Here is a 25,612-nt window from a genome sequence, read left to right as displayed (position 1 = left end):
GAACGGAGAGAACCATGAAGTCCCTGCTTCGCCTCACCGCCGTGACGGCCCTCGCCGTCCTGCCCCTCCTCGCCGCCTGCGGCGGAGGGGAGTCCACCACCGAGGCGTCCGGAGGAGCCTGCCCGAACGGGAAGGTCCGCTTCGGCGTAGAGCCTTACGAGGACCCGGCCAAGCTCAAGCCCGCCTACGGGGTGCTGGCCAAGGCCCTCGAGGAGAAGCTCGGCTGTCCCGTCGAGCTCCAGGTCGTCGAGGACTACTCGGCCGAGGTCCTCGCGATGCGCAACGGCCAGCTCGAGCTCGCCCAGTTCGGCCCGCTCGGGTATGTGTTCGCCAGCACCAAGGCGGGCGCGGAGCCGCTCGCCTCGTTCGCCGACGCCTCCGGCGCGCTCACCACCTACACCGCGGGCATCTGGGTGCCCGCCGACTCCCCGATCCAGTCGATCGCCGACCTCAAGGGCAAGTCGCTGGCTCTGTCCAGCGCGGGCTCCACCTCCGGCGACGCGCTCCCCCGCTACGCGCTCGCCCAGGCCGGGATCGCCGAGGCCGACGTCAAGCTCAACTACGCGGGCGGGCACCCCGAGGCGCTGCTCGCGCTCACCAACGGCAAGGTCGACTCGGCCGAGATCAACAGCCAGCAGCTCGCCACCGCCGAGGCCGCCGGCCAGTTCGACAGGTCGAAGTTCCGGCAGGTCTGGACCTCCGACCCGATCCCGAACGACCCGATCACCGTCGCCTCGTCCCTCGACCCGGCCTTCAAGAAGAAGGTCGCCGACGCGCTCCTCGGCCTCGACGCCGACGCCGTCGCCCAGGTCGGCGCGTTCCTCGACGTCACCCCGCCCGGACCGCTCGTCGCGGTCACCAAGGACACCTACCGGCCGCTGTTCGACCTCGCCGACAAGCTCGGCCTGACCGAGAAGGACGTCTAGGCGATGACGCTCCGCGTCCGGGGGCTGCGCAAGGAGTTCGGCGCGCGCACCGTCCTCGCCGGAATCGACCTCGACGTCGCCGCCGGGGAGTTCCTCGCGGTGCTCGGGGCCAACGGCTCGGGCAAGTCGACCGCGCTGCGCTGCGTCGTCGGCCTCGAGACGCCCACCGCGGGCGCGATCGAGGTGGGCGGCGACGGCGTCGCCGCGATGGTCTTCCAGAAGATCCACCTGGTCGGCCGCCGTAGCGCGCTGGACAACGTGTGCGCCGGGGCGCTCGGCAGGCTGCCGCTGCGCAGGTCGCTCACTCCGGCGCTGTTCCCCCGGGCGCTCCGCGAGGAGGCGATGGCCTGCCTCGACCGGGTGGGCCTCGCCGACCGCGCGGCCGAACCCGCGCGCCGCCTGTCCGGCGGCCAGCAGCAGCGCGTCGCGATCGCGCGGGCGCTGTGCCAGCGCGCGACGCTGCTGCTCGCCGACGAACCCGTTTCGGCGCTCGATCCGAAGGCCGCCGAGCAGGTCGTCGCGCTGCTCGCCGAGCTCGCCCGTGACGGCCTCGCCGTCGCCGCCGTGCTGCACCAGCCCGCGCTGGCCCGCGCACATGCCGACCGGATCGTCGGGCTGCTCGGCGGCAGGATCGACCTCGACGCCCCCGCCTCGGCGGTCGGCGACCACGACGTCGACCGCCTCTACGCGCCCGACGAACACGCACCCGACAAGTTCTCCCCCGAACCCGTGCCCGCCGAGCAGGAAGTCCGATGACCGCACCCCTGAGCAAGGCGGGTCCCGTCCTTGAGCCGCCGCGCCGCCGCCTCCCCTCCCCGACGGTGTGGACCGTCGCCGCCGTCCTGCTCGGCGTACACGTCCTCGCCTGGCAGGGCACAGGGTTCTCGCTGACCGCGCTCGCGCAGGGCTGGCGCGGGATGGCCTCGTTCGTCGCCGACGCGCTGCCGCCCGACTTCGACTGGGACACCGTGCTCGGGCCGAGCCTCGAGGCCGCCGCCGTCACGCTGTACATCGGGCTGCTCGGCACGACGCTGTCGATCCCGTTCGCGCTCGTGCTCGCGGTGCTGGCCGCGCGCGTCACCGCGTACGGAACGGCCTCCTACCAGGCGGCCCGCTCGCTGCTGTCGTTCCTGCGCTCGGTGCCCGACGTGGTCTTCGCGCTCATCTTCGTGACCGCCGTCGGCCTCGGGCCGTTCGCCGGGGTGCTCGCGCTCGTCGTGCACAACACCGGGGTCATGGGCAAGCTGTGGGCCGAGGCGATGGAGGAGAGCGACCCAGGGCCGCGCGAGGCGATGCGGGTCCTGGGGGCCTCCCGGCTGCAGACCGCGCTGCACGCCGTGCTGCCGACGGTCCTGCCGCAGCTCGTCGGGCTGCTGCTGTACCGGTTCGACGTGAACGTCCGCGCGTCCCTCGTGCTCGGGCTCGTCGGCGCGGGCGGCATCGGTTTCTTGATCAACCAGTCGATCAAATTGTTCCGCTTCGACCAGATGGCTACCCATATCCTCGTCGTGCTCGTTCTTGTCATCGCCGTCGACCAGGCTTCGGCTCTGGTCCGGCGCCGCATCGCCGTCTAGGCGGCCCTACCCCTCGGCCCACCCCCGGTCCTCACTCGCGCGCCTGAGAAAACCGGACCGTCCGGACGCCCCCGTCCTGACGTCTCTTCCTCATGCCCATCGAAGGACCCCACAAGTGAAGTACCCCCTCCTCGCCGTCGCGGGCGCCGCGGCCGTCGCCGTCTCCGGGGCCGCGGCCCTCACCGCGACGGCGTTCGCGCCGCTGTCCGCGCCCGCCGGGGCCGCCGTGCCGAAGAACCGGCACGTCGTGGTCTTCGGGATCGACGGCGTCCGCTGGGACAAGGTCGAGTCGCTCGACCTGCCTGCCCTCGACGGCCTCGTCGCGTCCGGCTACGCCTCGCCGACCTGGCTGTACGCGCGCCCGCTCGCCAAGACGTCCTCCGGCCCCGGCTGGGCGACGGTCCTCACCGGCACCTGGCCGGACAAGCACCGGGTCGCCGACAACCGCTTCCAGGACCACGCCCTGGCCGCGAACCCGACGTTCCTGCACCTCACCGAGGCGTACGACAGCACGTTCGGCACGTACGCGGCGGTCGACTGGAAGCCGATCGGCCAGACGATCATCCGGCCCGGCGTGGACCGCGAACTCGTCCTCGACGGCGCGGCGCACGGCTACGCCTCACAGGACGACGAGATCCGCGACGACGCGGCGGCCCACCTGCGCGACAAGGGGCCGCACGCGTCGTTCGTCTTCTTCGGCGAGGTCGACGCCGCGGGCCACGCGTCGGGCGGGGCGAGCGACGCCTACGCCGCCGCCCTGCGCGCGACGGACGCGCGGATCGGCGCGGTCATCGACGCGGTGAAGAGCCGCCCGACCTACGACCGCGAGGAGTGGCTGTTCGTCGTCACCAGCGACCACGGCCACACCGACGCGGGCGGGCACGGCGGCGGCTCCAAGCTGGAGCGCGGCTCGTTCGTCATCGCCGCCGGGCCGGGGATTCCCGTCTCCTCCCCCGCGGTCAAGGCCAAGAACGTGGACGTCGCGGCGACCGCGCTCGACTGGCTCGGCGTCCCACCGCCCGCGCACCTCGACGGACGGCCCCTCACCGGCGCCGCACCCGCCGACCCGTTCGACGCCCAGGCCCCGCTGCTCGCCGCCCGCCAGGACGAGTCGGGCATTCCCCCCGAGACCCCCGGCTGGACCAAGACGTTCCCGACCGGCTGGCGCGTCGACGACGGCGCGATGGGCGTCGGCGGCGTCGCGGAGTGGCGCGGCTGGGCCCTGGCGAACGACGAGTTCTGGACCGCCGCGGAGCCCGGCCAGGACCGCGAGAACAACGTCAGGGCGCGCGGGGTCTTCGCCGTCGCCGACCCTGACGAATGGGCCGACAAGCCGCATTCCGGGGTCTTCACCAGCACCCTCGTCTCGCCCAGGATCGACGTCGCGGGACGCCGCACCCTGCCGATCTCGTTCGTCTCGCACTACAGGCAGCGGGGAACCCAGCGCGCCACCGTCCTCGTCTCCTTCGACGGCGGCCCTGACCGCCGGATTCTCGGGTTCGACGCCGACGCGCCCTCCCGGCCCGTGCGGTTCACCATCTCCGTCCCCGAGGGCGCGCGGAACGCCGAGATCAAGTTCCGGCTCTCCGACGCGGGCAACGACGGCTACTGGACCGTGGACGCGCCGGTTTTCGGGTGATCCACCCCGTGTTCCGGCGGATGTCCGCAAGGGCGACGCCGGGGCCGTCACCAACCCGTGCGGCGGCGTGGCAAGCTTGTGTCATGGCTGAGTCAGAGCACGACGAGCAGATCACCTCCGCCACCGCCGAGGAGGCGGTGGAGGAGACTCCGGAAGAGGCCGCCAAGCGCAAGTTCCGCGAGGCGCTCGAGCGCAAGCGCGGCGCGCAGCACGGCGCGGCGGGCGGCGGGCGCGGCGGGTCCAAGATCCACGGCACCCACGCCCAGGCGGGCGGCAAGCGCACCTTCCGCCGCAAGGCCGGCGGCTGACTTACCCCGGCGCCGCTCCGCGCGGCGCCGCCGACACGCGGGACCCCGGCCGTCCGCCGGGGTCTGGCGTCAGCGGCGCTTCTTGCGCTCGTCGTCGGGGGCTCCGGCGACGAGGTTCTGGAGCCACCGGGTGAAGTCGTCGAACCGCATGTAGCGCTGCTCCCTGCGGGCCGCCCTCGTCATCTTGCGCGAGCCGTTCGGGTAGAACCTGCGCGCCCACGGCGAGCCGGGACGGGCCAGCCGGAACGCGCCGAGCAGCGCGAGGAAGCCGATGAACAGCCCAGCGAGGCCGAGCCAGGTCTTGCCTTTCAGCACCGAGACGATCGAGAAGCCGAGATTGGCCACGAGGTAGCCGGCGAAGACCCACATGCCGTCCTCGGCGTCCTCGCCGCCGCCCAGGCCCAGCGGGCTGAAGCCGAGCAGGGCGAGGCCGCACAGCGAGATCGCGATGAACACGACCTCCACCGACAGGCGGCCCTGCTCGCTCCAGTAGACGTCCTGGAGGTGGAAGACCAGGGCGAACTCGTCGAGGACGAGGGCCATGCCGACGCCGAAGACCGACGCGGCCACCGCCGCCCAGGCCGACTCGGCGTCGGAGACGGCGAGGCCGGTGACGCCGCCCACGCACATGAACGCCAGGCCGAAGACCACGTGGTGGATGTGCTGCCCGCCGGGGGTGACGTTCCCGAACCACCATCTGACGTCGGCGCGGATCAGCCGGACGCTCACCCGGATGAACAGAAACCCGCAGATGAACGCGACGAAGAAGCAGAAGAGGCGCAGTTTGCCCGCGTCGAGGATGTCCTGCGAGAACCAGTGCGCCATGGGGCACCGATCCTAGGATCACGCGCGGTGACCCGGCGTCACGACACGCGTTTCGCGCCCCCGCGCAGCCACAGCAGCCCGAGCACGGGCAGCACGACGGGGATGTAGCCGTATCCGGAGCCGAAGTGCGACCACACGGTCGCCTCGGGGAACAGCCCGGGGTCGAGGTAGCTGAACAGCCCGATCCCGAGGACGCCGACGAGCTCGACCACGATCGCGCCGAGCGCCACCGACCGCCTGGAGCTCCACAGCGCCACGGTCGCCAGCAGGTAGATCACCGCGGCGAGCGCCGACAGCAGGTAGGCGACCGGGGCCTCGTCAAGGCGCGTCGCGATCTGGACCGCCGAGCGCGCGCCCGCCGCGAGGGTGAAGACCGCGTAGACCGCGACGAGCGCGCGGCCGGGCCCCGAGGCGAGTTCGCGCGGCTTCGCCGGGCGCTGAGAGGTCGTGTCAGACACCGGTGACGCTCCACAGGTCCTGCATGCGCAGGATGACGACGGGGACGGTGAGGCAGGCGACGGCGGCCGCGACGGTGCCCCACTTGCTGCGCTCGCCCACCGCGAGGAACGCGCCGACGGGCAGCACCACGAGCGAGCCGATCAGGTAGCCGATGAAGGTCGCCTGCTCGGCGGGCTCGTGCCCCCCGGCCAAGCGCACGGCCGCCACGACGACCTGGGCGAGCAGCCCGGCCTCGACCACGGCGATCGCGAGCAGGTGGACCGCCTGGATCGTCTTGTCCGCGCGGGACATGAGCAGGAACCACACCGCGACGGCCAGGGACACCGCGATGAGCGCCCCCGCAAGCCAGCCGACCATGCTCTGCTCTCCCCTCCTCGATGCGGCGGACCCACCGTACCGCCGCCCTCAGGAAGGTCGCGCCCGGGTCAGACGCAGGCGGGCATCTGCCTGTCCTGCACAGGGATCTCCACCCCGGTGCCCTCGTAGGCGGCGGCCAGCCTTGTGACGGCCTCACGCAGCTGGTCCGGCGACTTGGCGAACGGGAGGCGCAGATAGTCCTCAAGGACGCCGTCGGCCCCGAACATCGGGCCGGGAATGACCCTGACCCCGTGCCGGAGCGCGGTCTCGCTCAGGCACGTGGCGACGGGGAAGGGCAGCCGCGCCCACAGGCACATGCCGCCCTCCGGGACGGTGAAGGTCCAGTCCGGGACGCGGGCGCGCAGCGCCGCGACGAGCGCGTCGCGCGCCTCGCCCAGCTGGGCGCGCCGCTCGGCCCGCACCTCCTCCACCCGGCAGAACAGCTCCGCGGTGATCAGCTGCTCCATGACGGGCGGCGCGATGTCCATCGGCTCTCGCAGCGTCGCAAGGCGCTGGGCGAGCGGGATCGTGGTGCGGATCCAGCCGACGCGCAGGCCGCCCCAGAACAGCTTGGACGCCGACCCGACCGAGATCACCCGGCCGCCCCCGTCGAAGGACGCCATCGGCGGCATGGGCGCGGCGGCGTCGATCGACAGCTCCGCGAAGGTCTCGTCGACGACGATCTGGGCCTTCGACGCCCGGCTCGCCTCGACCACCGCGGCGCGGTCGTCGGCGCTCATGAGGTGGCCCGTGGGGTTCTGGAAGTCCGGGATCAGGTAGGCGAGGCGGACGCCCGACTGGCGCATGCCGTCGGCGAGCAGCTCGACGTCCCAGCCGTCGCTCACCCCGACGGTGGCGAGGAGCGCGCCGCGGTTGCGCAGCGCGCCGAGCGCGTGCGGGTAGGTGGGCCGCTCGACCATCACCGGCTCGCCGGGCCGCACCAGCGTCTGCACCAGGAGGTTCCACGCCTGCTGCGCGCCGTTGGTGACGACGATCTCCTCGGGCCTGGTCGGCAGGCCGCGTTCGGTGTACCGGTCGGCGATGGCCTCGCGCAGCCGCAGCAGCCCGGCCGGCTCGTAGCCGGGCCCGCACGTGTACAGCGGCAGCTGGGCGACGGCCGCCTCGACCGCCTCGGGGAACACCGCGGGGGCGGCGTGCGAGGCGCAGCCGAGGTCGATCGTGCCGGGCTGGGCGTCGCGCGGGCTCGCGGTGAACGCGGGGCCGCCCGGCCGGTCGGCGCTGACCGCCGGAAGGGCAGTCCAGCTTCCCGCGCCCTGCCTGCTGGAGACGAAGCCGTCCTCGCGCAGGTCGTCGTAGGCGGAGGTGACCGTGGTGCGGCTCACCCCGAGCGCGCCCGCGAGATCGCGCTCGGCGGGCAGCCTGACGCCCAGGGGAAGCCTGCCGTCCTGGACGAGGGTTCTGATCCCCCTGCTGAGGGCCGCGTACAGGGGCCGTTCGGACGGCAGGGGACCAAGGAGACGGGCCAGTTGAACCCCGCCGACGTACCGCACCTCACTCATACGGGCCACTTTGCCGGATTGGCTCTTAACAGGCAAGCCAATGGCCGCCTTAATGGGAAGTGGCCCGAAAAACCCACCCACAAGAAGGTGCCAGATGATCGTCGTATTGGTCTTCCTCGCCGCACTGGCCCTCTTCGGCCCGCGCTTCGGCGCGGACACCCGCGACGGCGGGGACTGGGCGGAGAACCGCCCCTTCGCCGGCCGCCGTCACGTGGCCGACGAGACCGGGCGCGGCGATCCTGGTGACGTCCACGCCGCGGAGCCGGAAGAATACGCGCATGAGCGTGAGCGTGCCGGTCATTCACCGGCGTATTGCTGAGGAGTTGGGAGTACGGGAGCGGCAGGTCGAGGTCGCGGTCGAGCTGCTCGACGGCGGCTCGACCGTCCCGTTCATCGCCCGGTACCGCAAGGAGGTGACCGGTGCCCTCGACGACACCCAGCTGCGCACGCTGGAGGAACGGCTGCGTTATCTGCGCGAACTCGAGGAGCGCCGCGCCGCGGTGCTCGAGTCGATCCGGACCCAGGGCAAGCTCGATGAGGCGCTGGAGGCCCAGATCCTCCAGGCCGACTCCAAGGCCCGTCTTGAGGACCTGTACCTCCCCTACAAGCCCAAGCGCCGTACCAAGGCGCAGATAGCGCGCGAGAACGGTCTGGAACCGCTCGCCCTGACCCTGCTGGAGGACCCGTCCCAGGACCCCAAGGCGCTGGCCGAGGGGTACCTGGGCGAGAACGTGCCCGACGCCGCCGCCGCGCTGGAGGGCGCGCGCGCCGTCCTCGTGGAGAAGTTCGCCGAGGACGGCGACCTCATCGGCGAGCTGCGCGAGCGCATGTGGGGGCGGGGCCGTCTCGTCTCCCGGGTGCGCGAGGGCAAGGAGGAGGCCGGGGCCAAGTTCTCCGACTACTTCTCCTTCGACGAGCCCTTCACCAAGCTGCCCTCGCACCGCATCCTCGCGCTGTTCCGCGGCGAGAAGGAGGAGATCCTCGATCTCGTCCTGGAGCCCGAGGAGCCGGTGGAGAGCGGCCCGAGCAGCTTCGAGCAGAGCATCGCGCGGCGCTTCGACGTCGCCGACCGGGGCCGTCCGGCCGACCGGTGGCTGCTCGACGCCGTCAGATGGGCGTGGCGGACCCGTATCCAGGTCCACATCGGCATCGACGTGCGGACCAGGCTGTGGCAGGCGGCCGAGGACGAGGGGGTGCGGGTGTTCGCCGCGAACCTGCGCGACCTCCTGCTCGCCGCGCCCGCCGGGACCCGCACGACCATGGGCCTCGACCCGGGCCTGCGCACCGGCGTGAAGGTCGCCGTCGTGGACGCCACGGGCAAGGTCGTCACGACCGACACGATCTACCCGCACGAGCCGCGCCGCCAGTGGGACGCCTCGCTGGCGGTCCTCGCCAAGCTGGTCAAGGCGCACGGGGTCGAGCTCGTCGCCATCGGCAACGGCACTGCCTCGCGGGAGACCGACAAGCTCGCGGGCGAGCTCGCCAAGCTGATGCCGGGCCTCACCAAGATCATGGTGTCCGAGGCGGGGGCGTCGGTGTACTCGGCGTCCGCCTACGCCGCGCAGGAGCTGCCGGGGATGGACGTCTCGCTGCGCGGGGCCGTGTCGATCGCGCGGCGGCTCCAGGACCCGCTGGCCGAGCTGGTCAAGATCGATCCGAAGTCGATCGGGGTCGGGCAGTACCAGCACGACCTGTCGGAGACCAAGCTGTCGCGCTCGCTCGACGCGGTCGTCGAGGACTGTGTGAACGCCGTCGGCGTCGACGTCAACACCGCGTCGGTGCCGCTGCTCACCCGGGTGTCGGGCATCGGGCCCGGCCTCGCCGACAGCATCGTCGCCCACCGCGACGCCAACGGCCCGTTCCGCACCCGCAGGGCGCTCAAGGACGTGGCGCGGCTCGGCCCGAAGGCGTTCGAGCAGTGCGCGGGCTTCCTGCGCATCCCCGGCGGCGACGACCCGCTCGACTCCTCGGCCGTCCACCCCGAGGCTTACCCGGTCGTCCGGCGCATCCTTGAGGGCACCGGCGCGGACCTCAAGACCCTCATCGGCAGCTCAGCCCTGAAGCGGCTGAAGCCGCAGGACTACGTGGACGACACCTTCGGCCTGCCGACCGTCACCGACATCCTCGCCGAGCTGGAGAAGCCGGGACGCGACCCGCGTCCCGCGTTCAAGACCGCGGCGTTCAAGGACGGCGTCGAGAAGCTGACCGACCTCAAGCCGGGGATGCTCCTCGAGGGCGTCGTCACCAACGTCGCGGCGTTCGGGGCGTTCATCGACGTCGGCGTCCACCAGGACGGGCTCGCGCACGTCAGCCAGCTCGCGAACACGTTCGTGAGCGATCCGCGCGACGTCGTCAAGCCCGGCGACGTCGTCAGGGTGAAGGTCCTCGAGGTCGACCTCCAGCGCAAGCGGATCTCGCTGACGCTGCGGCTCGACGAGGACGCGCCGCGACCCCGTCAGGGCGGCCAGGAGGGCCAGGGCGGGCCGCGCGGCGGTCGGCCACGCGGCGGTTCGGGCGGTGGCGGCCAGGGCGGCAAGGGCGGTCAAGGCGGCCAGCGCGGGCAGGGCGGCAAGGGCGGCGGCGGACGCCGTGAGCCCGCGCCCGGCGGCGCGCTCGCCGACGCGCTGCGCCGCGCGGGCCTCGCCTAGCGCGCTAACGACCGGGGCGTAGGGCCCCGAACGAACGAACGCCGCCCGGTGACGAGGACTCGTCACCGGGCGGCGGCGGTGTTCTCGGGCGTTACGCGGTCTTGGCGGTGAGCGCGCCCCGGCGCGGTGCGGCCCGCCACAGCGGGACCGCGACCAGCACCAGCAGCAGGCCGACGCCGCCCGCGAGCAGGAAGCCCCAGGCCGCGCCCGCCTCGTCGATGACCCAGCCGGTGAGCGGGCCGCCCAGGGCCAGGCCGAGCGTCAGCGACGTCGAGTGCAGGCCCATCGCCTCGCCCCTGCTGGTGTCGGGGACGAGGCGGCTCAGCGCGTCCACGGCCGAGGCCATCGACGGCGCGCACAGCAGGCCCGCGGGGATGAGCGCGAAGGCAAGGAGCCGCCAGTCGGTGACGAAGCCGACCGGGGCCGTGGTGAGGGCCATGAGGGCGGCGACCGTCAGGGGGGACATGCCCTTCTTCAGGCCGCCGTAGACGAGGCCGCCGATGAGCGACCAGGCGCACCACAGGCCGATGACGAGTCCCGACCAGGTCGTCGCGTGGTCGTCCTCGAGGATCGCCACGATCGACAGCTCGGTCGCGGTGACCACGAAGGTGCCCGCCGCCGAGACCGCGAGCAGCGCGAGGAGCGCGGGGCTCAGCCACTCGCGACGGCGCGGGGGCGGCGCGGCGGACGCGGCGGGGTCGTCCGACGCCTCCCTGGTCGGCGGGTTCAGCAGGTACAGGGCCGCGCCCGCGCCGACGAGGCCGACGCCGACCGCCGCCATCGTCCAGTGGCTGCCGACGGCCGCGCTCGCGGCGACGGCGAAGGCCGGGCCGATCATGTAGGAGATCTCGCCGAGCACCGAGTCGAGCGAGTAGGCGGGCCGCCGGTGCTCGGGCGGGACCATCACCGACACGCACTGCCGCATGAGGCCCATGATCGGGATCGCGAGGATCCCGGACAGCAGCGCCCCCGCGAGGAGTGCCGCATACGGCAGGAAGGAGGCGGTGAGCCAGAAGGCGAGCTGGAAGACCGTCGTCACGCCGACGACGGGACGCAGCCCGTAACGGTCGATGAGGCGTCCGGCGACCGGCGCGCCGACCGCTATCCCCAGGGTCGCGCCCGCGCCGACGAGGCCGGCCTGGAAGAAGCCGAGGCCGAGTTCTTTGACCACGTACATGGTCAGCGTGAGTCCCGTCGCGGTGACGGGGACGCGGGCGACGAGCCCGACGAGCATGAGGGCACGGACCCCCGGCAGGGCGAGCACCCGCCGGTAAGGATCTACGGACATCTTGTTCATTACCTCCGGCGTCACAGTGTGCCATCTGTTGCACATGTGTTACGCCGCAACCCCGACTTCCGGGCGGTTTGTCCGCACTGTCGGCTTGACCGAGCGCAAACGGATCTGTGACCGTCGCGCGACTTACCGTTTCCGCGCACACGGATATCGCCGTATCGCTTGCCCCAACGCGTTACCGCCACTACATTCTTCCGAGATCGACCCGTGATCAACCCCCGAAGGTTGCGGCAACGCCGAGGAGTACTAGTGGATGCGGTAGGCCAGAAGCTCCTGGACCTCGCTGAGAGCGAACTGGGCTACAGCGAAGGCGCCGGCGGCTACACCAAGTTCGGCGACTGGTGGGTGAAGAACGTCGACGACGACGTCTACTTCAAGACCGCCCCCTGGTGCGACATGTTCATCGCCTGGGCCGCCGACAAGGCGGGGGTCACCGAGTGGGTCGGCCAGTTCGCCGCCACCCGCGACCACGCGCAGTGGTTCAAGGAGCAGGACGCCTGGGGCACCAAGCCCGAGCCCGGCGCGGTGGTGTTCTTCAACTGGGCGGGGTCCAAGGACCTCGGCTCGATCCAGCACGTCGGCCTGGTCAAGGCCGTCAAGGGCGGCAAGGTCGTCACGATCGAGGCCAACACCCACGACACCATCGCGGTCCGCGAGCGCGACCCCTCCGACATCGTCGGCTACGGGTATCCCTCCAAGGTCGAGATCGGCGGCATGACGTTCGCCGAGACCGTCGCCGCCGCCGAGGCCAAGACCGAAGCCGTCGAGGCGGGCACCACCGACGCGGCCTACACGCCCAAGCACGCCGCCCCCGCGCCCAGCGTCGCCGAGCTCGTCGCCCCCGAGGCCGGGGCCGCCGCGCTCACCGGGCAGTCGCCGTCCGACGGGTCGGGCGCGCACGACCTCCCGATCAAGGAGGCGGCGCTGACGGGCGTCGTCGGCATCGCGGTCCTTGCCGTCCTGGCGATCGGGGTCGCCAAGGTCGCCGCGGCCCGCGTCCCGGCCGCCGTCGCCGCCACCCCCAAGCCGCAGGTGCGCAAGCGCGGCCGCCACCACCGCACCTCCGGCGCGCCGCCCGTCGCGCTGCCGGTCGAGATGACCCACTACGACCTCGACGACGCCGAGTCCGGCACGCTGATGATGCCCGCGATCTCCGCCGAGGTCGCCCAGCAGGCCGAGGACCGCGAGTTCTGGGGCCGGATCGCCCACCTCAAGGAGGACGAGGAGCTGAACTTCTGGACCGACCTGCACACCGCGGTCACCAGCGACGGCTCCGCCACACACGCCGGACGGCACTGACCGTCCGGAAACGATCCCTGGGGATGAGGGAACAGAAGGGGTGCGGACCCACCGGTCCGCACCCCTTCGCTTCTGCCCGGCCGGTCAGGCCGAGGCCGTCAGCAGCTTGGCGGCGAACCCGAGGAAGCCGATGCCGACCGCGCTGGTCGCCGTCGCCGAGACCCGCTTGCGCCGCCGGAACGCCTCGGCCAGGCGCGTCCCCCCGAAGATCAGCAGGCTCAGATACGCGCCGCTGAACACCTGAAGGATCACCGCGAGCACAAGGAACGACAGCACGGGCGCGGGGTAGGCGGGGTCCACGAACTGCACGAAGAACGAGATGAAGAACAGGATCGCCTTCGGGTTCAGCAGGCTGATCAGCAGCGCCTTCCGGAACGGATTCCCCTCGGGCGCCCGCGCGCTCGTCGCCTCCGCGACGACGTCGGTGTTCCGCTCCTCGGCGTTCCGCTCCCGCCACATCCCCCACGCCGCCCGCAGCATCCCGACCGCGAGCCACAGCAGGTAGGCCCCGCCGAAGTACTTCACCACCGCGAACACCGTCGGATTGGCCCGCAACAGCGAGGCCACCCCCGCCGCCGAGGCCACCATGAGCACGAGGTCCCCCACGAAGACCCCGCCCGCGGCCCGGTACCCGCCCCGCACCCCGTCCCGCGCCGCCACGCTCAACGTGAACAACGAGTTCGGCCCGGGAAGCAACACGATCAAGAACGCCCCGAGCGCATACCCGGCGATGTCAGTAACCCCAAACATGCCCAGAGTGTGCCATGTCTGGACATGAGGCTGAGCGGGCGGGGCCGTCCGCCCGCACAGCCGATCCGGACCGCCCTGGGGTCAGCGGTGGCGGCAGAATTTGGCGAAGCCGCGGTCGTAGCCGTTCAGCCAGCCCCGGGTGTAGGCGTCGGTGCCGGAGAAGCTGCGGAAGTTGTTCTTTTTCTTGCAGGTGCGGTAGCCGTCTTTCACGCCCTGGCGGTAACCGGCGCGATAGCCCCTGTTGTATTGGCGCTGCTTGTATTGGCGCTGCTTCTTTTTGGGGCGGTAGATCTCGACGGACTGGACGGCCGCGGTGAGCTGGGTCCCCGTGCTCGCCGGGCTGGCCGGGGCCGGTGCGGCGGAGGCGGCGTGGGCCGGTGCGAAGGCTAGTCCGGCTAGGAGAGCCGTGCTCACCAGCAGGTTTTTGGGACGCATCGAGAAATCCCCCCATCTGCGGATCATGCCCGGACGGCATCACTCACAATAAGCGGGTCGCGATGATCCAAGTCAAAGGAAGTGCGGTAAACAATTCCTGGAAAGAACGGTCAGCTTTTCGGGTGGCGCGGGCGTCAGGCGGGGGCCGTGCCCCGGTCAGTGGCCATGCGCAGGGCGAAGGCGGCGAGGAACATGCCGGTGACGCGGCGCTGGAAGGCCATCCAGAAGGGGCGGGCCGTCAGGAAGGCCGCCAGGGACCCAGCGGCGAGGACGAACATGCCGTTGAAGGTGACGGCCACGGCGATCTGGACGAGGGCGAGCAGGAGGCTCTGGAGCGCCACATTGCCATGTTCCGGCACGACGAACTGCGGGAGCAGCGACACGTACAGGATCGCGATCTTCGGGTTGAGGAGCGAGGTGAGGAGGCCCATCGTGAACAGGCGGCGTGGGCCGTCCGGGGCGAGGTCGCGCGGCGCGAACGCCGAGCGTCCGCCGGGGCGCAGCGCCTGCCAGGCGAGCCAGCCGAGGTATCCGGCCCCGGCGAGCTTCAGCGCGGTGTAGAGCACGGGCACGAGCGCGAAGACCGCGACGAGCCCGGCCGTCACCGCTGCCGCGTAGACGGCGAAGCCGCACGCGACACCGCCCAGCGAGACGAGCCCCGCCCGCCTCCCCTGCGCCACCGAACGCGACACCAGGTACACCATGTTCGGCCCCGGCGTCAGGACCATGCCCAACGCCACCGCCGCGATCCCCAGGACCGCCCCGATCTCGATCACGCCTCCCACCCTCCCCCGAGGTGGCCCGCTTTCCCCAGGGCCAATCCCCGCAAGTGGCCTTTTCCGGGGGAACCAATCGCGGCGCGGAAAACCGGTTGGCCGACGGGGTGCCGGGCCGTAGGGTCCTAGCGGGGGTGCGGCATGACGGATCGGACAGACGGGCCCGGGCAAGCGCGCTGGGCGGAGCCTCAAGACCTCGCGGCGCTGCCGTCGGTCGAGGCGAGCGGCGACGCGCTGTTCGCCGCGGCGGGCATCGTGTTCCCGCCGGGTCCCACGGTCATCGAGGAGCTCAGCGAAAGCGCGCGGGTCCTCGTGCTCGGCGACCCGCCCGTCGGGTTCGCGGCGCTCACCACGGTCGACGGCCTGCCCTACCTCGAGCAGATCTCCGTGCACGCCGACCACACCGGCAAGGGTCTTGGCGGCGTCCTCCTACGCGCCGCCATCGAGGAGTCCCCCTCCGGGCTCACCCTCCTCACCTTCCGCGACATCCCGTGGAACGGCCCCTGGTACCGCCGCTTCGGCTTCACCGACCTTCCCCGTGCCGCGTGGGGCCCGGAACTGCGCGCCCACTGGGCGGCCGAGACGGCGGCGGGTCTGCACGCACTCGGCCCCCGGCTCGCCATGCGGCGCGCTTAAGCCGTCCGGGAGGTTCACTCCTTGAGGGCGGCCCCGGCGAGCAGAAGCCGGGTCGCGCTGTGGAGCTCGGCACGGGCGGTGCGTTCCAGGTAGGTGCCCTCGGCGGGCAGAGGGTCGGTGCGCGGGGCCGCGCCCAGGGCCGCCGACAGGGGGAAGCGCTCGGCGAAGTCGGGGGCGGCGTCCTGGAACGCGGCGGATTGGTCAGCCCACCAGGCGGACTCGTCGGAGGTCTCGGCGGCGTGGCGGGCGTCGCCGATGAGGCGGCCCGTATTGCGGCAGAGCGCGAAGAGCGCGGCGACGAGCGCGCGCACCCGGTCCGGGGCGAGGTCAAGGGGCGTCAGCTGGACGAGCAGCGCTTCAAGGACCGCCTGTTCGTGCGGGCCGAGGACCGGCCGCGCCCAGGAGACCTCGCCGAGCCAGTGGTGGCGGGCGTACAGGTCGGTGAGCGCGTCGGCCCAGGCGAGGACGCGGGCGGCCGGGTCGGGGCCGTCGATCTCGGGGAACTCGGCGTGGACGCGGTCGTACATCAGCCGCATCAGCGCGCGCTTGTGCGCGACGTAGGAGTACAGCGCCATGGGGGTGCGGCCGAGCCGGTCGGCGACGAGCCGCATCGACAGCGGGGGCGCGGCCCTGTCGTCGGCGATGGCCGTGCCCGCGTCCAGGATCGCGTCGAGGGTGAGTGACGCTTTGCGGCCCGGCCCGCGCACCGGCTCGCCCCCCGGACGCCGCCACAGCGCCCTCAGCAGCTCGGCGTCGTCGTCTTCCATGAATTCCCCTACGGTGTACAGTAATAATTTCTCTACACCGTACACTATTAGGGGAGTCCATGTCCGAGCTGCCGGTACGCCTGCACGACGGATCCACGATCACCGCCACGGTCCGGGGTTCAGGCCCCGCCGTCCTCCTGCCCGTGCGCACCGAACCGCACGACGCGCCGACCGCCGCCGCGATGCGCGCCTGGGGCGCGGACCCCGATCTCGGCGCGGCCCTCGCCGCCGCGCTCGCCGCCGACTTCACCGTCGTCACCGCCGACTACGAGGGCCACCGCATGGGCGTCCCGGCCCCGGAGACCCTCACCCCCGGCAACCTCGCCGCCGACCTCCTCGCCGTCGCCGACGCCGCGGGAGCCGACCGCTTCGCCTACTACGGCTACTCCTGGCTCGCCCTCGCCGGCCTCCAGCTCGCCGTACGCACCGACCGCCTGTGGGCCCTGGCCATGGGCGGCTACCCTCCCGCCGACGGCCCCTACGCCGCGATGCTCGATGTCACCCGCGCCGCCCACGCCAAGGCGCTCGCCCCGTCCGGTTCCGTGCCGGACGCGACCCCGGGCGACTGGGACGCCGTCCAGCCCACGGCCGCCCCGGAGACGACCCGCCAGTTCGTCACCCTGTACGAGGCCCTTCAGGACTTCGACGACACCGCCGCCATCCGCGCCCTCACCCTCCCCCGCCTCGCCTTCGCCGGTGCGTCCGACGACATCGTCTACGGCCCCGGCTGGGGCGACACGACGGTCAGGATCGCCTCCGCCCTCGCCGCGCGCCGCGCCGACCTCACCGCCCAGGGTTGGACCGTCGCCCTCCTCGAGGGCCTCGACCACATGTCCGCGATGCGCAGCGAGCACGTCCTCCCTGTCCTCCACCCTTGGCTGACCGCCCACGCCCCCCGCTGAACGCCCCGGGTGGCCGAGGCCGCGCGGAGGGTAAGGGTCGGAGATGAGGGTTCTGGTGGTGGGGGCCGGTGTGGGCGGGCTCGCGACCGCGCGCGGGCTCGTCGCGGCCGGGCACCGGGTCCGGGTGTTCGAGAAGGCCCCGAGCCTCCGGACGGCGGGCGCGGCGGTCACCCTGTGGAGCAACGGGTCGGGAATCCTCGCCGCCCTCGGGGTCGGGCTCGAGGGCTCGGGAAGCCCCATCCACCTGCTCGAGCGGCGGGCCGCGACCGGCAGGAGCGTCCTGCGCCTCGACCTCGGGCACGCCGTGCGCAGGTACGGGCACGGGCAGGTGTGCCTTCCGCGCCGCGACCTCGTCGGCCTCCTCGCCGAGGGCCTGCCGGACGGCGCGGTCGAGTTCGGCCGGACGTGCGAGGCCGTCGCGCACGACCGCGACGGGGTCCGCGTGGAGTTCGCCGACGGGGGCTTCGCGGAAGGCGACCTCCTGGTGGGCGCGGACGGGCGGCACTCGGTCGTCCGGGCGCACCTGTGGGGCGCGGACCCGGCGCGGCCCAGCGGCTGGACGACCCTGCAGGGCCTCGGCCGGATACCGATCGACGTCGTCGGCGGCACGACCGGCGTCCACATCGCGGGCCCCGAGGGCACCTGCGGGCTGCTCCCGGCCGGCGACGGGCTGCTGCTGTGGTGGTTCGACGTGCGGCGCGGGCCCGAGGCCGTCAAGGCCGACGCGCTGCGCCGCAGGTTCGGGCACTGGGCCGCGCCGGTCCCGCAGGTGCTCGAGGCGATCACCGAGGTCGAGGAGTTCGCGCACCACGGGCACCGGGTGCCGCGCGTGTGGGGCAGGGGCCGCTGCACGCTCGTCGGCGACGCCGCGCACACCATGCCGCCCGCGCAGGCGCAGGGCGCGAACCAGGCGCTTGAGGACGCGTGGGCGCTCGTCGCGGCGCTGCGGGACGTCACAGACCCGTCTAGCGCGCTACGCCGCTACGAGCGCCGCCGCTCGGTGCGCGCGTCACGTGCCGCGCGCGCGGCCAACACCGAGGCGACCAACGCGCTGCTCCCGTTCCTTTCCCTGGTGCCGGAAGGTCTCGCGGCCCGCGCGCACACCCTGTGGCTCCGCTCGGTCAGCGACTACCTGGCCGCCCACAGCTGACGGGTTTCACCCGAATACCCCGATCAGGTACAGCGACAGCCCCACCACGAGCGCGGCGAGGATCAGGGCCCCGAACGTGCAGACGAGCGCGAGGACGAGGGTCTCGACGGTGGCGGAGGCCCTGCCCTCGGGGGTGCTGACGTGGACGTCGTCACCGGTCAGCACCGGCCCGTGCGGACCGGGGGCGAGCGTGCCGGAGACGTACAGTTCGGCTCCTTCGCGGAGCACCCTCTCGCGCCTGTCCGGACCGTGTCCCGTGCCCTTGCCGAGGCCGCCGACCGGCTCGGCCCATCTGACGCGCCCGCGCCGCACGCGGACGGTCACCGCGCCCCCGTCACCCCGGATGACGAACGGCTCGGCCGACGCCTCCCCCTTGGCGTCGCCCACGGACCACCACACACAGGGTGTCTGGGACAGCGGTGAGGCGAGCGGCCCTTGGGGTCCCGCCTCGGCCCTGCCCGCGAGGACCACTCTTCCCGTGCCGTCTTGCGCGGCGTACTCCGCCCACGTCATGACGCGTCCCCGGTGGCCGAGCCACCGCCGCCACAGCGCGACCGCGGCGTCGCCGACGACCCATGCGCCCCTGCCGAGCAGGCCGATGCCGACGATCAGCGCGACGGTCTCCACCAGAGCCTCCGGTTGCGTAGGCGGTCCGCTCACGCTCCCACCGGACGGCCGGGCCCCGCACGGGACCTGCGTCCCCTCGTCCCCGGGCGGGACACATGCCAAAGGAGGCACCCCTCCCGAGGGGTGCCTCCGCAAGCGCGCTGTCAGGCGTCGGCCGCCAGCTTGGCCAGATCCTCCCGGATGACGTGCTTGGTCAGCTTGCCCGACGGGTTGCGCGGCAGCGCCGCCACGGTGACCGCCGCACGCGGCAGCTTGTAGCGCGCGACCTTGTCCGCGAGGAAGTCGCGCACCTCCTCGACGGTGATGTCCGCACCGTCGGAGGTCACGCACACCGCGACGACCGTTTCGCCCCACTCCGGGTGCGGCCGCCCCACGACGGCGACGTCGGCGATCCGCCCGTGCCCGCGCAACGCCTCCTCGACCTCCTGGGAGTGCACGTTCTCGCCGCCGACGATGATGACGTCCTTGAGCCGGTCGACGATGAACAGGTACCCGTCGTCGTCTATCCGGGCGACGTCTCCGGTGCGGAACCACGGCCCGGCGAACGCGTCGGCGGTCGCGGCCTCGTTGCCGTGGTAACCCTGCATGCGGGTGTCGGCGCGGAGCCAGATCTCGCCGGTGCCGCCCGGCGCGACGTCCTTGCCGTCGGTCCCGACCACGCGCAGGTCGACGCCGGGCATGCCGCCGCGTCCGATCGACCCGGCTTTGGCGAGCTGTTCCTCCGGGTACAGGGCGGTGCCCACCGGGCCCATCTCGCTCATGCCGTAGACCTGGAAGAACCTGTCGGTCCCGTACGCGTCGACAAGCGAACGCGCTACCTGCTCGCCGAGGGGCGCTCCCCCGTACAGCCACTTGTCCACGCTGCTGAGGTCGAAGTCCGAGAGCGACAGCTTGCCTGCGCGCGCCAGCTGCACGGGCGCGAGGTAGGCGATGGGCGCGCCGAAGAACGCGGTCACCCTGTGCCGCTCTACCGCGCGCAGGAAGCCGACGGGGTCGTACTCGCGTTGCAGGACCGTTGTCGCGCCGAGGAAGACCATGGTCAGCAGCCAGTCGTTGAGCGGCGCGGCGTGCCAGATCGGCATCGCGAGCAGGAACCGTTCGTCGCGGGTGAAGCCGAGGGTGCTGGTGATGAGCGGGCCGACCGCCGAGATCGTCCGGTGGGTGTGCACGCAGCCCTTGGGCGAGCTCGTCGTGCCGGAGGTGTAGAGGAACTGGGCGGGCGTCTCGTCGTCGTCTGACACCGGGCCGGCTATCGGGGCTGCCTCGCGGGTGCGGGCGTCGAAGTCGGCGAGCCCTTCGGCGGGCGTCTCGGTGGTGAACCAGACGACGTCGGGGCCCGCCGCCGTCGCGGTCGCGGCGAGTTCGCCGGACACCACGCCGAGGACCGCGCCGCTGTGCTGGACCGCGTAGCGCGTCTCCGGCACGGTCAGCTTGTGGTTGACCGGGACGAGGACTCCCCCGGCGAACCACGCGCCGAAGGCCGCGACGACGAATCCCGGCGTGTTGTACGTCATCACCGCGACCCTGTCGCCCGGCCGCAGCCCGGCCTCGCGGAAGACCGTCGCGGCGCGGCGGGCGAGGTCGAGCAGTTCGGCGTAGGAGACGGTCTGGTCGTCGGTGACCAGGGCGGCCTTATGCGGGACGCGGCGCGCGGCGCGCTCCAGGACTGCGGCGAGGTGCATGGTGCTGGTCTTTCTGGTTCGGGGTGGGGTGGGCCTGGGCGCGCGGCTCAGGCGCGGGCGACGATCCCGGCGAGGTCGAGCGACGGGTCGAGCGCGCCGTACTCGAGGCTCCGGTCCTCGCCGAGGCGCGCCGCGACGAACCCGTCGGCGACGGCGGCGGGGGCCTCCTTGATGACCACAGCGCCTTGCAGGCCGAGCGCGAGCGCCTCGACGACCCTGCGGGCCAGCGCGGGCGCGGCCGACGGGTCCTTGGCGACCCGGCCGAGCAGCCTGCGGGTGGCGGCGATGTGCGCGTCGTACACGGGGTACTGGCCGAGCGCGGAGGCGAGCTCGCGGTCCACCGCCTCGACGGACTCGGGCTCGCGTGCCATCGCGCGCAGCACGTCGAGGGCGATGACGTTGCCCGACCCCTCCCAGACGGCCATGACGGGCTGCTCGCGGTAGCGGCGGGCCAGGGGGAACTGCTCGGTGTAGCCGTTGCCTCCCAGGCACTCGAGCGCCTCGTAGGCATGGTTCGGGCCACGCTTGCAGATCCAGTACTTGCCTACGGCGGTCGCCAGACGGCGGAAGGCGGCGGACTCGTCGTCGTCGCGGTCGTAGGCGGCGGCGAGGCGCAGCGCGGTCCAGGTGGCGGCCTCGGCCTCGAGCTGGAGGTCGGCGATCACCGCGGTCATCGCGGGCTGGTCGATGAGGGTCGCGCCGAACGCGGCGCGGTGGCGGGTGTGCCAGGCGGCCTCGGCGACGGACTGGCGCATCCCGGCGGCGCTGCCGAGCACGCAGTCGAGCCTGGTCTGGGCGACCATCTCGATGATCGTCCGCACGCCGCGCCCCTCCTCGCCGACGAGCCAGCCGACGGTGTCCTCGAGCTCGATCTCCGAGGACGCGTTGGACTTGTTGCCGAGCTTGTCCTTGAGCCGCTGGATGCGGAACACGTTGCGCTCACCGCCGGGCAGGACGCGCGGGACGAGGAAGCACGACAGGCCGCCGGGGGCCTGGGCGAGCACGAGGAACGCGTCGGACTGCGGCGCGGAGCAGAACCACTTGTGGCCGGTCAGGCGGTAAGCGCCGTCCCCGGCGTCGACCGCGCGTGTGGTGTTGGCGCGGACGTCGGAGCCGCCCTGCTTCTCCGTCATCGCCATGCCGAAGATCGCCGACTGCTTGGTGGCCGGGTCGCGCAGCTCGGGGTCGTAGACGCGCGAGTAGACGCGCGGAATCCACTGCTCGGCCAGCTCGGGCGCGAACCCCAGCGACGGGACCACCGCGTGCGTCATGCTCACCGGGCAGCCGTGGCCCGGCTCGACCTGCGCGAACAGCATGAACGTCGCGGCCCGCGCCACGTGCGCGCCGGGCCGCGGGTCGGCCCAGCACGAGGTGTGCGCGCCGTGCTCGATCGCCGCGCCGATGATCCGGTGGTAGGCGGGGTGGAACTCGACGGCGTCGACCCGGTGGCCCCAGCGGTCGTGCGAGCTGAAGACCGGCGTGTGGGTGTTGGCGAGTTCCGCGTCGTGCTGGAAGTCGGCCCGGCCGACCAGCTCGCCGACCGAGGTGAGGTCGTCGGCCGACCACTGCGCGTCGTACCGCTTGACGGCCTCAGTGAGCGCCGCATTGGCCAGGTACTCGTTGACGTCGACGCGCGGCGGCGCCTGGTTCACGACTTCGTGGGTGGTGGTCACAGCGTCTCCTCGGTGCCGAGAGCCCGGAAACAGAACAGGCGGATGCCTTCGACGATCGCCTTGTCCTCCGGCGACGGGGCGGGCTCGTCCCCGTCGGCGGGGCGCAGGCCGCCGATCAGCGCCTCGGAGATCGCGCCCATCACCGCGGACGCGGCGAGGGACGGGTCCTGCGGGGCGAAGACGCCGTCGGCGACGCCGTCGCGGAGGATGGCGGCGAGCAGCTCGGTGTAGGACCTGCGGTAGACGAGCCGTTCTGCCTCCACGGCGGGGGTGACGGGCTCGAACAGCAGCGCCCAGGCCATGCGGCGGCCGCGCAGGGCGCGTCCGGCGAACGTGGTGATCACGGTGTCGAGGCGTTCACGCGGGTCGCTCCCCGCCTCGGCGACGGCGGTGCGCACGGCGTCGAGCTCGTGGCTCGCGGCACTGCGGAACACCTCGGCCAGCAGGTCCTCGCGGCCGTCGAAGTAGGAGTAGACCGACCCGACGCTCGCCGCGCACTCGGCGGCGATCGCCGCGACGGTCGCCGCGCCGAACCCGCGCTCGGCGACCAGCGAGCGCGCGGCCCGCAGGAAACCAGCGCGCTTGAGCTCGGCGTTACGCCGCGTCGTCTCCGTCGGCCGGTAGGCCACCGCGCCCCTCCGCAAGCTCTGAATCCGGTTTCAATCCTTACCCGAAGAAGTGAACCCCAATTCAAAGCTCTCCGCAAGGGGGCGGCGAGAGGATCTACCCCGGCACAGACAAGCCGCGCCCCGGGGAGCCAGGGACGCGGCGTGTGTTGAGCGCCGCGGGGACGCGGCGGGCGGGGGTCAGCTGTAGAAGTAGCGGGAGGCGCGGGTGACGACGGTGCCGCGCTCACCCCAGTAGGTGCGGATGTCCGCGCGGTAGTAGGTGTCCTCGTAGGCGCTGGCGAGGCTGCGGCATGAACTGCCGGAGTGGCCGTAGTAGTTGTTCTGGTCGGTCCAGGACGGGCTCGGGCCCGACCGGCTCAGCGGCACGAGCGTCACCTGGACCCAGCGCGCGCCCTCGGTGTTGTACGCCTGGGCGCAGAACGAGTCGGTGCCGTCGTTGTAGCTGACCGTCCCGTCGCCCACCGCCACCGGGCCGAAGGACGCGGCCGACGCGGGTTGCGCCAGGGCCAGCGCGGAAGCCGCGGCGAAACCCACCACGGCGGTCCTGATCAGGTTCTTCATCGTTTCTCCCTCATGGAGCCGACGTCTTTTCCGGACTCCACGATCTTGACCCGAACCGCCTATCACGGAAAGACCGCGCACGCGTTCTTCACCGTTCATACACGCGCGGTTCACCTTTCCGTCGTGTTGTTATCAAGGCTCTGAGCTGGGAGTTCTTCACTGAACACGTCTCTCACCAGGGGAAAGTCGACGCCCATCACGGGGACATCTCGGATGCCTCTTGAGCCGTTCCGGAAAATTGCCGGATTTGCTGTCGACAATGACCGATCGGGGCGTCTGAGGCACGGCCTCGCCGCCAATACGCGTGCGGGGGCGTGCCTTGATCGTCAATGGGCGCGCGTGCCGGGATGGATCAGGCCGGTCTCGTAGGCGGCGATGACCGCCTGCACCCGGTCCCGGAGCGCGAGTTTGGCGAGGACGTTGCTCACATGCGTCTTGACGGTGTGCTCGCTGACGACGAGGGCCGCCGCTATCTCGGCGTTGGACAGGCCCGCGCCGAGCAGCCGCAGGGTTTCGGTCTCCCTGGCGGTCAAGGCGGCGAGCCGTGACGCCTGCAGAGGCAGGGCGGCGCTACCCGAGGTGAAGGCGGCGATCAAGGTACGGGTCACCGAGGGAGCCAAGAGGGAGTCTCCCGAGGTGACCGCCCGTACGGCGTGCACAAGGTCGTCACGGCGTACGTCCTTCAGAAGGAAGCCGCTCGCGCCCGCGCGCAGGGCGTCGAAGAGATAGTCGTCGTGGTCGAAGGTCGTGAGCATCACCACCTTCGACGCGGTCTCCGCGCAGATGACCCGTGCCGCCTCGATCCCGTCCATCCCCGGCATCCGGATGTCGAGCAGCACCACGTCGGGGGCGTGCTCGCGGGCCAGGCCGACCGCGGCGAACCCGTCACCGGCCTCGGCGACCACCTCGATGTCGGGCTGGGCGTCGAGGATCATCGCGAACCCGGCCCGGACGAGATCCTGGTCGTCGGCGACCACCACGCGGATCGTCATGCGGCGCTCCCCTCAAGACGCGCGGCGACGGGCAGCCGCGCGCTCACCTCGAAGCCGGGCAGGCCGTCGGAGCGCGGACCCGCCTTGGCCGTGCCGCCGCAGGCCGCGGCCCGCTCACGGACGCCGATCAGGCCGTGCCCGCCGGACGGCAGCGCGTGCGCAGCGCCCCTGCCGTCGTCGGTGATCCGCAGGTCGAGGCCGTCGGCGTGCCAGTGCAGGCGTACCTCGGCGCTGGCCGCCCCCGAGTGCTTCACGGCGTTCGTCAGCGCCTCCTGGACGATCCGGTAGGCGGCGACGCCGCAGTCGGCGGGCAGCGCGCGCGGCTCGCCCTCCACGACGCAGACGGCCGCCAGGCCCGCGCCGTTGACCTGCGCGGCGAGGGCCGGCACGTCGGCGACCGTCGGCTGCGGCGCGCGCGTCCCGTCGGCGTCCTTGAGCACCGAGAGCATCCGGCGGAGCTGGTCGAGCGCGTCGCGGCCGGTGCCCGCGATCGCCTCGAACGCGTCGGCGGCGCGTGCGGGAGCGCGCTCGACGACCGCCGCGCCCGCCTCGGCCTGCACCACCATCAGGCTGATGGAGTGGGCGAGCACGTCGTGCATGTCGCGGGCGATCCGCGCGCGTTCCCGCTCGGCGGCGCGCTCGGCGTCCACTCTGCGGTCGCGCTCAAGCCGTGCGGCGCGCTCCTCCAGCGCCTCGGCCTGCGCGCGTCTGCCCGCCGCCGCCCTCCCGAGCGCGTACGCGGCGGCGTACATGACGATCCCCCGGGCCGCCGTGTCGGCCGACCCCACGGTGAGCAGCCCTATCCCGCAGACCAACGTGAAGATCGTGAGCCGCGTCTTGGCCGAGCACAGGGACGCGACCCCGTACAGCGCGACGAGGACCCCGTACCAGAGCGGCTGAGGGGCGACGACGTCAACGAGGTCGTACAGCGAGCCGACGGTGATGCACACGACCAGGACCGTGACGGGGGCGCGCCGACGCGCCGCGACAGGCAGCGACGCGCCTATCGCGACCACGTACCCCCACCAGTGCCAGGGCTGCCCCGACACGTCGCTCCGGAAGAGCAGCGGCGCGGTCTGCGCGGCGGCGAGCACGAGCGCGAGGGCCGCGTCCGCCCACGGCGACCCGGCGAGCCGACGCGCCCGGACAAGGAGGCTCGGGACGGACACAGCGCCGGATTCTT

General features: G+C 72.6%; 27 protein-coding genes. 11 read left to right on the top strand and 16 right to left on the bottom strand.

The genetic code is table 11. From position 1 onward, the window contains the following. The first annotated feature begins 14 nt into the window (after positions 1–14). The 5 genes from R9X44_RS16580 to R9X44_RS16560 all read left to right on the top strand — a co-directional run bounded on the left by R9X44_RS16580 (position 15) and on the right by R9X44_RS16560 (position 4,447). A complete protein-coding gene (locus R9X44_RS16580) occupies positions 15–926 on the top strand; it encodes a phosphate/phosphite/phosphonate ABC transporter substrate-binding protein (protein WP_319815067.1) in 912 nt (303 codons plus the stop codon). 3 nt (positions 927–929) lie between these two features. Beyond that, positions 930–1,682: a phosphonate ABC transporter ATP-binding protein gene (locus R9X44_RS16575; protein WP_319815066.1), complete on the top strand. Its 753-nt coding sequence runs from the start codon at positions 930–932 to the stop codon at positions 1,680–1,682. Continuing rightward, positions 1,679–2,500, top strand: a complete 822-nt coding sequence (phnE, locus tag R9X44_RS16570; protein ID WP_319815065.1) for a phosphonate ABC transporter, permease protein PhnE — start codon at positions 1,679–1,681, stop codon at positions 2,498–2,500. Before R9X44_RS16575 ends, phnE begins: the two co-directional genes overlap by 4 nt. Before the next feature lie 115 nt (positions 2,501–2,615). After that, positions 2,616–4,139 carry an alkaline phosphatase family protein gene (locus R9X44_RS16565; protein WP_319815064.1) on the top strand — a complete coding sequence of 508 codons (1,524 nt, stop codon included), beginning with the start codon at positions 2,616–2,618 and terminating at the stop codon, positions 4,137–4,139. An 83-nt stretch (positions 4,140–4,222) separates the two neighbouring features. Next, positions 4,223–4,447 (top strand): DUF5302 domain-containing protein, encoded by a 225-nt coding sequence (locus tag R9X44_RS16560; protein WP_319815063.1) that lies wholly within the window; start codon positions 4,223–4,225, stop codon positions 4,445–4,447. Between the two features lie 69 nt (positions 4,448–4,516). On the opposite strand, the gene R9X44_RS16555 is transcribed toward R9X44_RS16560, so the two are convergent. The 4 genes from R9X44_RS16555 to R9X44_RS16540 all read right to left on the bottom strand — a co-directional run bounded on the left by R9X44_RS16555 (position 4,517) and on the right by R9X44_RS16540 (position 7,608). Next, positions 4,517–5,272 (bottom strand): hypothetical protein, encoded by a 756-nt coding sequence (locus R9X44_RS16555; RefSeq protein ID WP_319815062.1) that lies wholly within the window; start codon positions 5,270–5,272, stop codon positions 4,517–4,519. A 38-nt stretch (positions 5,273–5,310) separates the two neighbouring features. Continuing rightward, complete coding sequence (locus R9X44_RS16550; protein ID WP_319815061.1) at positions 5,311–5,730, bottom strand: hypothetical protein; 420 nt, start codon at positions 5,728–5,730, stop codon at positions 5,311–5,313. Then, a complete protein-coding gene (locus R9X44_RS16545) occupies positions 5,723–6,088 on the bottom strand; it encodes a hypothetical protein (RefSeq protein ID WP_319815060.1) in 366 nt (121 codons plus the stop codon). The genes R9X44_RS16550 and R9X44_RS16545 overlap by 8 nt, the downstream gene beginning before the upstream one ends. Before the next feature lie 68 nt (positions 6,089–6,156). Next, positions 6,157–7,608, bottom strand: coding sequence for a PLP-dependent aminotransferase family protein (locus R9X44_RS16540; RefSeq protein WP_319815059.1), 1,452 nt, complete (start codon positions 7,606–7,608; stop codon positions 6,157–6,159). Between the two features lie 94 nt (positions 7,609–7,702). Between R9X44_RS16540 and R9X44_RS16535 the strand changes: the two genes are divergently transcribed. Further along, entirely contained in the window at positions 7,703–7,927 is a 225-nt protein-coding gene (locus R9X44_RS16535; protein WP_319815058.1) for a hypothetical protein, read from the top strand. Continuing rightward, complete coding sequence (locus R9X44_RS16530; RefSeq protein ID WP_319815057.1) at positions 7,887–10,256, top strand: Tex family protein; 2,370 nt, start codon at positions 7,887–7,889, stop codon at positions 10,254–10,256. Before R9X44_RS16535 ends, R9X44_RS16530 begins: the two co-directional genes overlap by 41 nt. Before the next feature lie 91 nt (positions 10,257–10,347). Here the strand turns inward: R9X44_RS16530 and R9X44_RS16525 are convergent, their stop codons facing one another. Then, positions 10,348–11,544 (bottom strand): MFS transporter, encoded by a 1,197-nt coding sequence (locus R9X44_RS16525; protein ID WP_319815056.1) that lies wholly within the window; start codon positions 11,542–11,544, stop codon positions 10,348–10,350. 255 nt (positions 11,545–11,799) lie between these two features. On the opposite strand from R9X44_RS16525, the gene R9X44_RS16520 reads away from it, so the two are divergent. Then, a complete protein-coding gene (locus R9X44_RS16520; RefSeq protein ID WP_319815055.1) occupies positions 11,800–12,849 on the top strand; it encodes a CHAP domain-containing protein in 1,050 nt (349 codons plus the stop codon). Between the two features lie 84 nt (positions 12,850–12,933). Here R9X44_RS16520 and leuE read toward each other — a convergent pair whose 3' ends face one another. From leuE to R9X44_RS16505, 3 genes are all read right to left on the bottom strand, one after another. After that, on the bottom strand, positions 12,934–13,599 hold the full coding sequence (gene leuE / locus R9X44_RS16515; protein ID WP_319815054.1) for a leucine efflux protein LeuE: 666 nt from the start codon (positions 13,597–13,599) through the stop codon (positions 12,934–12,936). Between the two features lie 81 nt (positions 13,600–13,680). After that, positions 13,681–14,061 (bottom strand): hypothetical protein, encoded by a 381-nt coding sequence (locus R9X44_RS16510; RefSeq protein WP_319815053.1) that lies wholly within the window; start codon positions 14,059–14,061, stop codon positions 13,681–13,683. Between the two features lie 107 nt (positions 14,062–14,168). Beyond that, a complete protein-coding gene (locus R9X44_RS16505; RefSeq protein WP_319815052.1) occupies positions 14,169–14,810 on the bottom strand; it encodes a LysE family translocator in 642 nt (213 codons plus the stop codon). A gap of 141 nt (positions 14,811–14,951) precedes the next feature. On the opposite strand from R9X44_RS16505, the gene R9X44_RS16500 reads away from it, so the two are divergent. Further along, complete coding sequence (locus tag R9X44_RS16500; RefSeq protein WP_319815051.1) at positions 14,952–15,446, top strand: GNAT family N-acetyltransferase; 495 nt, start codon at positions 14,952–14,954, stop codon at positions 15,444–15,446. Positions 15,447–15,460: 14 nt separating this feature from the next. On the opposite strand, the gene R9X44_RS16495 is transcribed toward R9X44_RS16500, so the two are convergent. Beyond that, positions 15,461–16,213, bottom strand: a complete 753-nt coding sequence (locus R9X44_RS16495) for a TetR/AcrR family transcriptional regulator (RefSeq protein ID WP_319815050.1) — start codon at positions 16,211–16,213, stop codon at positions 15,461–15,463. Positions 16,214–16,272: 59 nt separating this feature from the next. On the opposite strand from R9X44_RS16495, the gene R9X44_RS16490 reads away from it, so the two are divergent. Together R9X44_RS16490 and R9X44_RS16485 are read left to right on the top strand one after the other, a co-directional pair. Continuing rightward, a complete protein-coding gene (locus tag R9X44_RS16490; protein ID WP_319815049.1) occupies positions 16,273–17,115 on the top strand; it encodes an alpha/beta hydrolase in 843 nt (280 codons plus the stop codon). Between the two features lie 43 nt (positions 17,116–17,158). Then, a complete protein-coding gene (locus R9X44_RS16485; RefSeq protein WP_319815048.1) occupies positions 17,159–18,265 on the top strand; it encodes an NAD(P)/FAD-dependent oxidoreductase in 1,107 nt (368 codons plus the stop codon). 6 nt (positions 18,266–18,271) lie between these two features. On the opposite strand, the gene R9X44_RS16480 is transcribed toward R9X44_RS16485, so the two are convergent. The 7 genes from R9X44_RS16480 to R9X44_RS16450 form a co-directional block, all read right to left on the bottom strand. Further along, entirely contained in the window at positions 18,272–18,892 is a 621-nt protein-coding gene (locus R9X44_RS16480; RefSeq protein ID WP_319815047.1) for a hypothetical protein, read from the bottom strand. A gap of 143 nt (positions 18,893–19,035) precedes the next feature. Continuing rightward, positions 19,036–20,574, bottom strand: a complete 1,539-nt coding sequence (locus R9X44_RS16475; RefSeq protein ID WP_319815046.1) for a class I adenylate-forming enzyme family protein — start codon at positions 20,572–20,574, stop codon at positions 19,036–19,038. 47 nt (positions 20,575–20,621) lie between these two features. Continuing rightward, on the bottom strand, positions 20,622–22,247 hold the full coding sequence (locus tag R9X44_RS16470; protein ID WP_319815045.1) for an acyl-CoA dehydrogenase family protein: 1,626 nt from the start codon (positions 22,245–22,247) through the stop codon (positions 20,622–20,624). Beyond that, entirely contained in the window at positions 22,244–22,876 is a 633-nt protein-coding gene (locus R9X44_RS16465) for a TetR/AcrR family transcriptional regulator (protein WP_319815044.1), read from the bottom strand. Before R9X44_RS16465 ends, R9X44_RS16470 begins: the two co-directional genes overlap by 4 nt. A gap of 177 nt (positions 22,877–23,053) precedes the next feature. After that, entirely contained in the window at positions 23,054–23,437 is a 384-nt protein-coding gene (locus tag R9X44_RS16460; protein ID WP_319815043.1) for a hypothetical protein, read from the bottom strand. Between the two features lie 326 nt (positions 23,438–23,763). Further along, a complete protein-coding gene (locus R9X44_RS16455) occupies positions 23,764–24,429 on the bottom strand; it encodes a response regulator transcription factor (protein ID WP_319815042.1) in 666 nt (221 codons plus the stop codon). Further along, positions 24,426–25,598 carry a sensor histidine kinase gene (locus R9X44_RS16450; protein WP_319815041.1) on the bottom strand — a complete coding sequence of 391 codons (1,173 nt, stop codon included), beginning with the start codon at positions 25,596–25,598 and terminating at the stop codon, positions 24,426–24,428. Before R9X44_RS16450 ends, R9X44_RS16455 begins: the two co-directional genes overlap by 4 nt. Positions 25,599–25,612: the final 14 nt, after the last annotated feature.

Origin of the sequence: Actinocorallia sp. A-T 12471, from assembly GCF_033875155.1 — a bacterium.
Lineage (GTDB): Bacteria > Actinomycetota > Actinomycetes > Streptosporangiales > Streptosporangiaceae > Actinocorallia.
The sequence above is the reverse complement of the archived record's forward strand: the minus strand, read 5'-3'. Positions and strand labels throughout refer to the sequence as shown.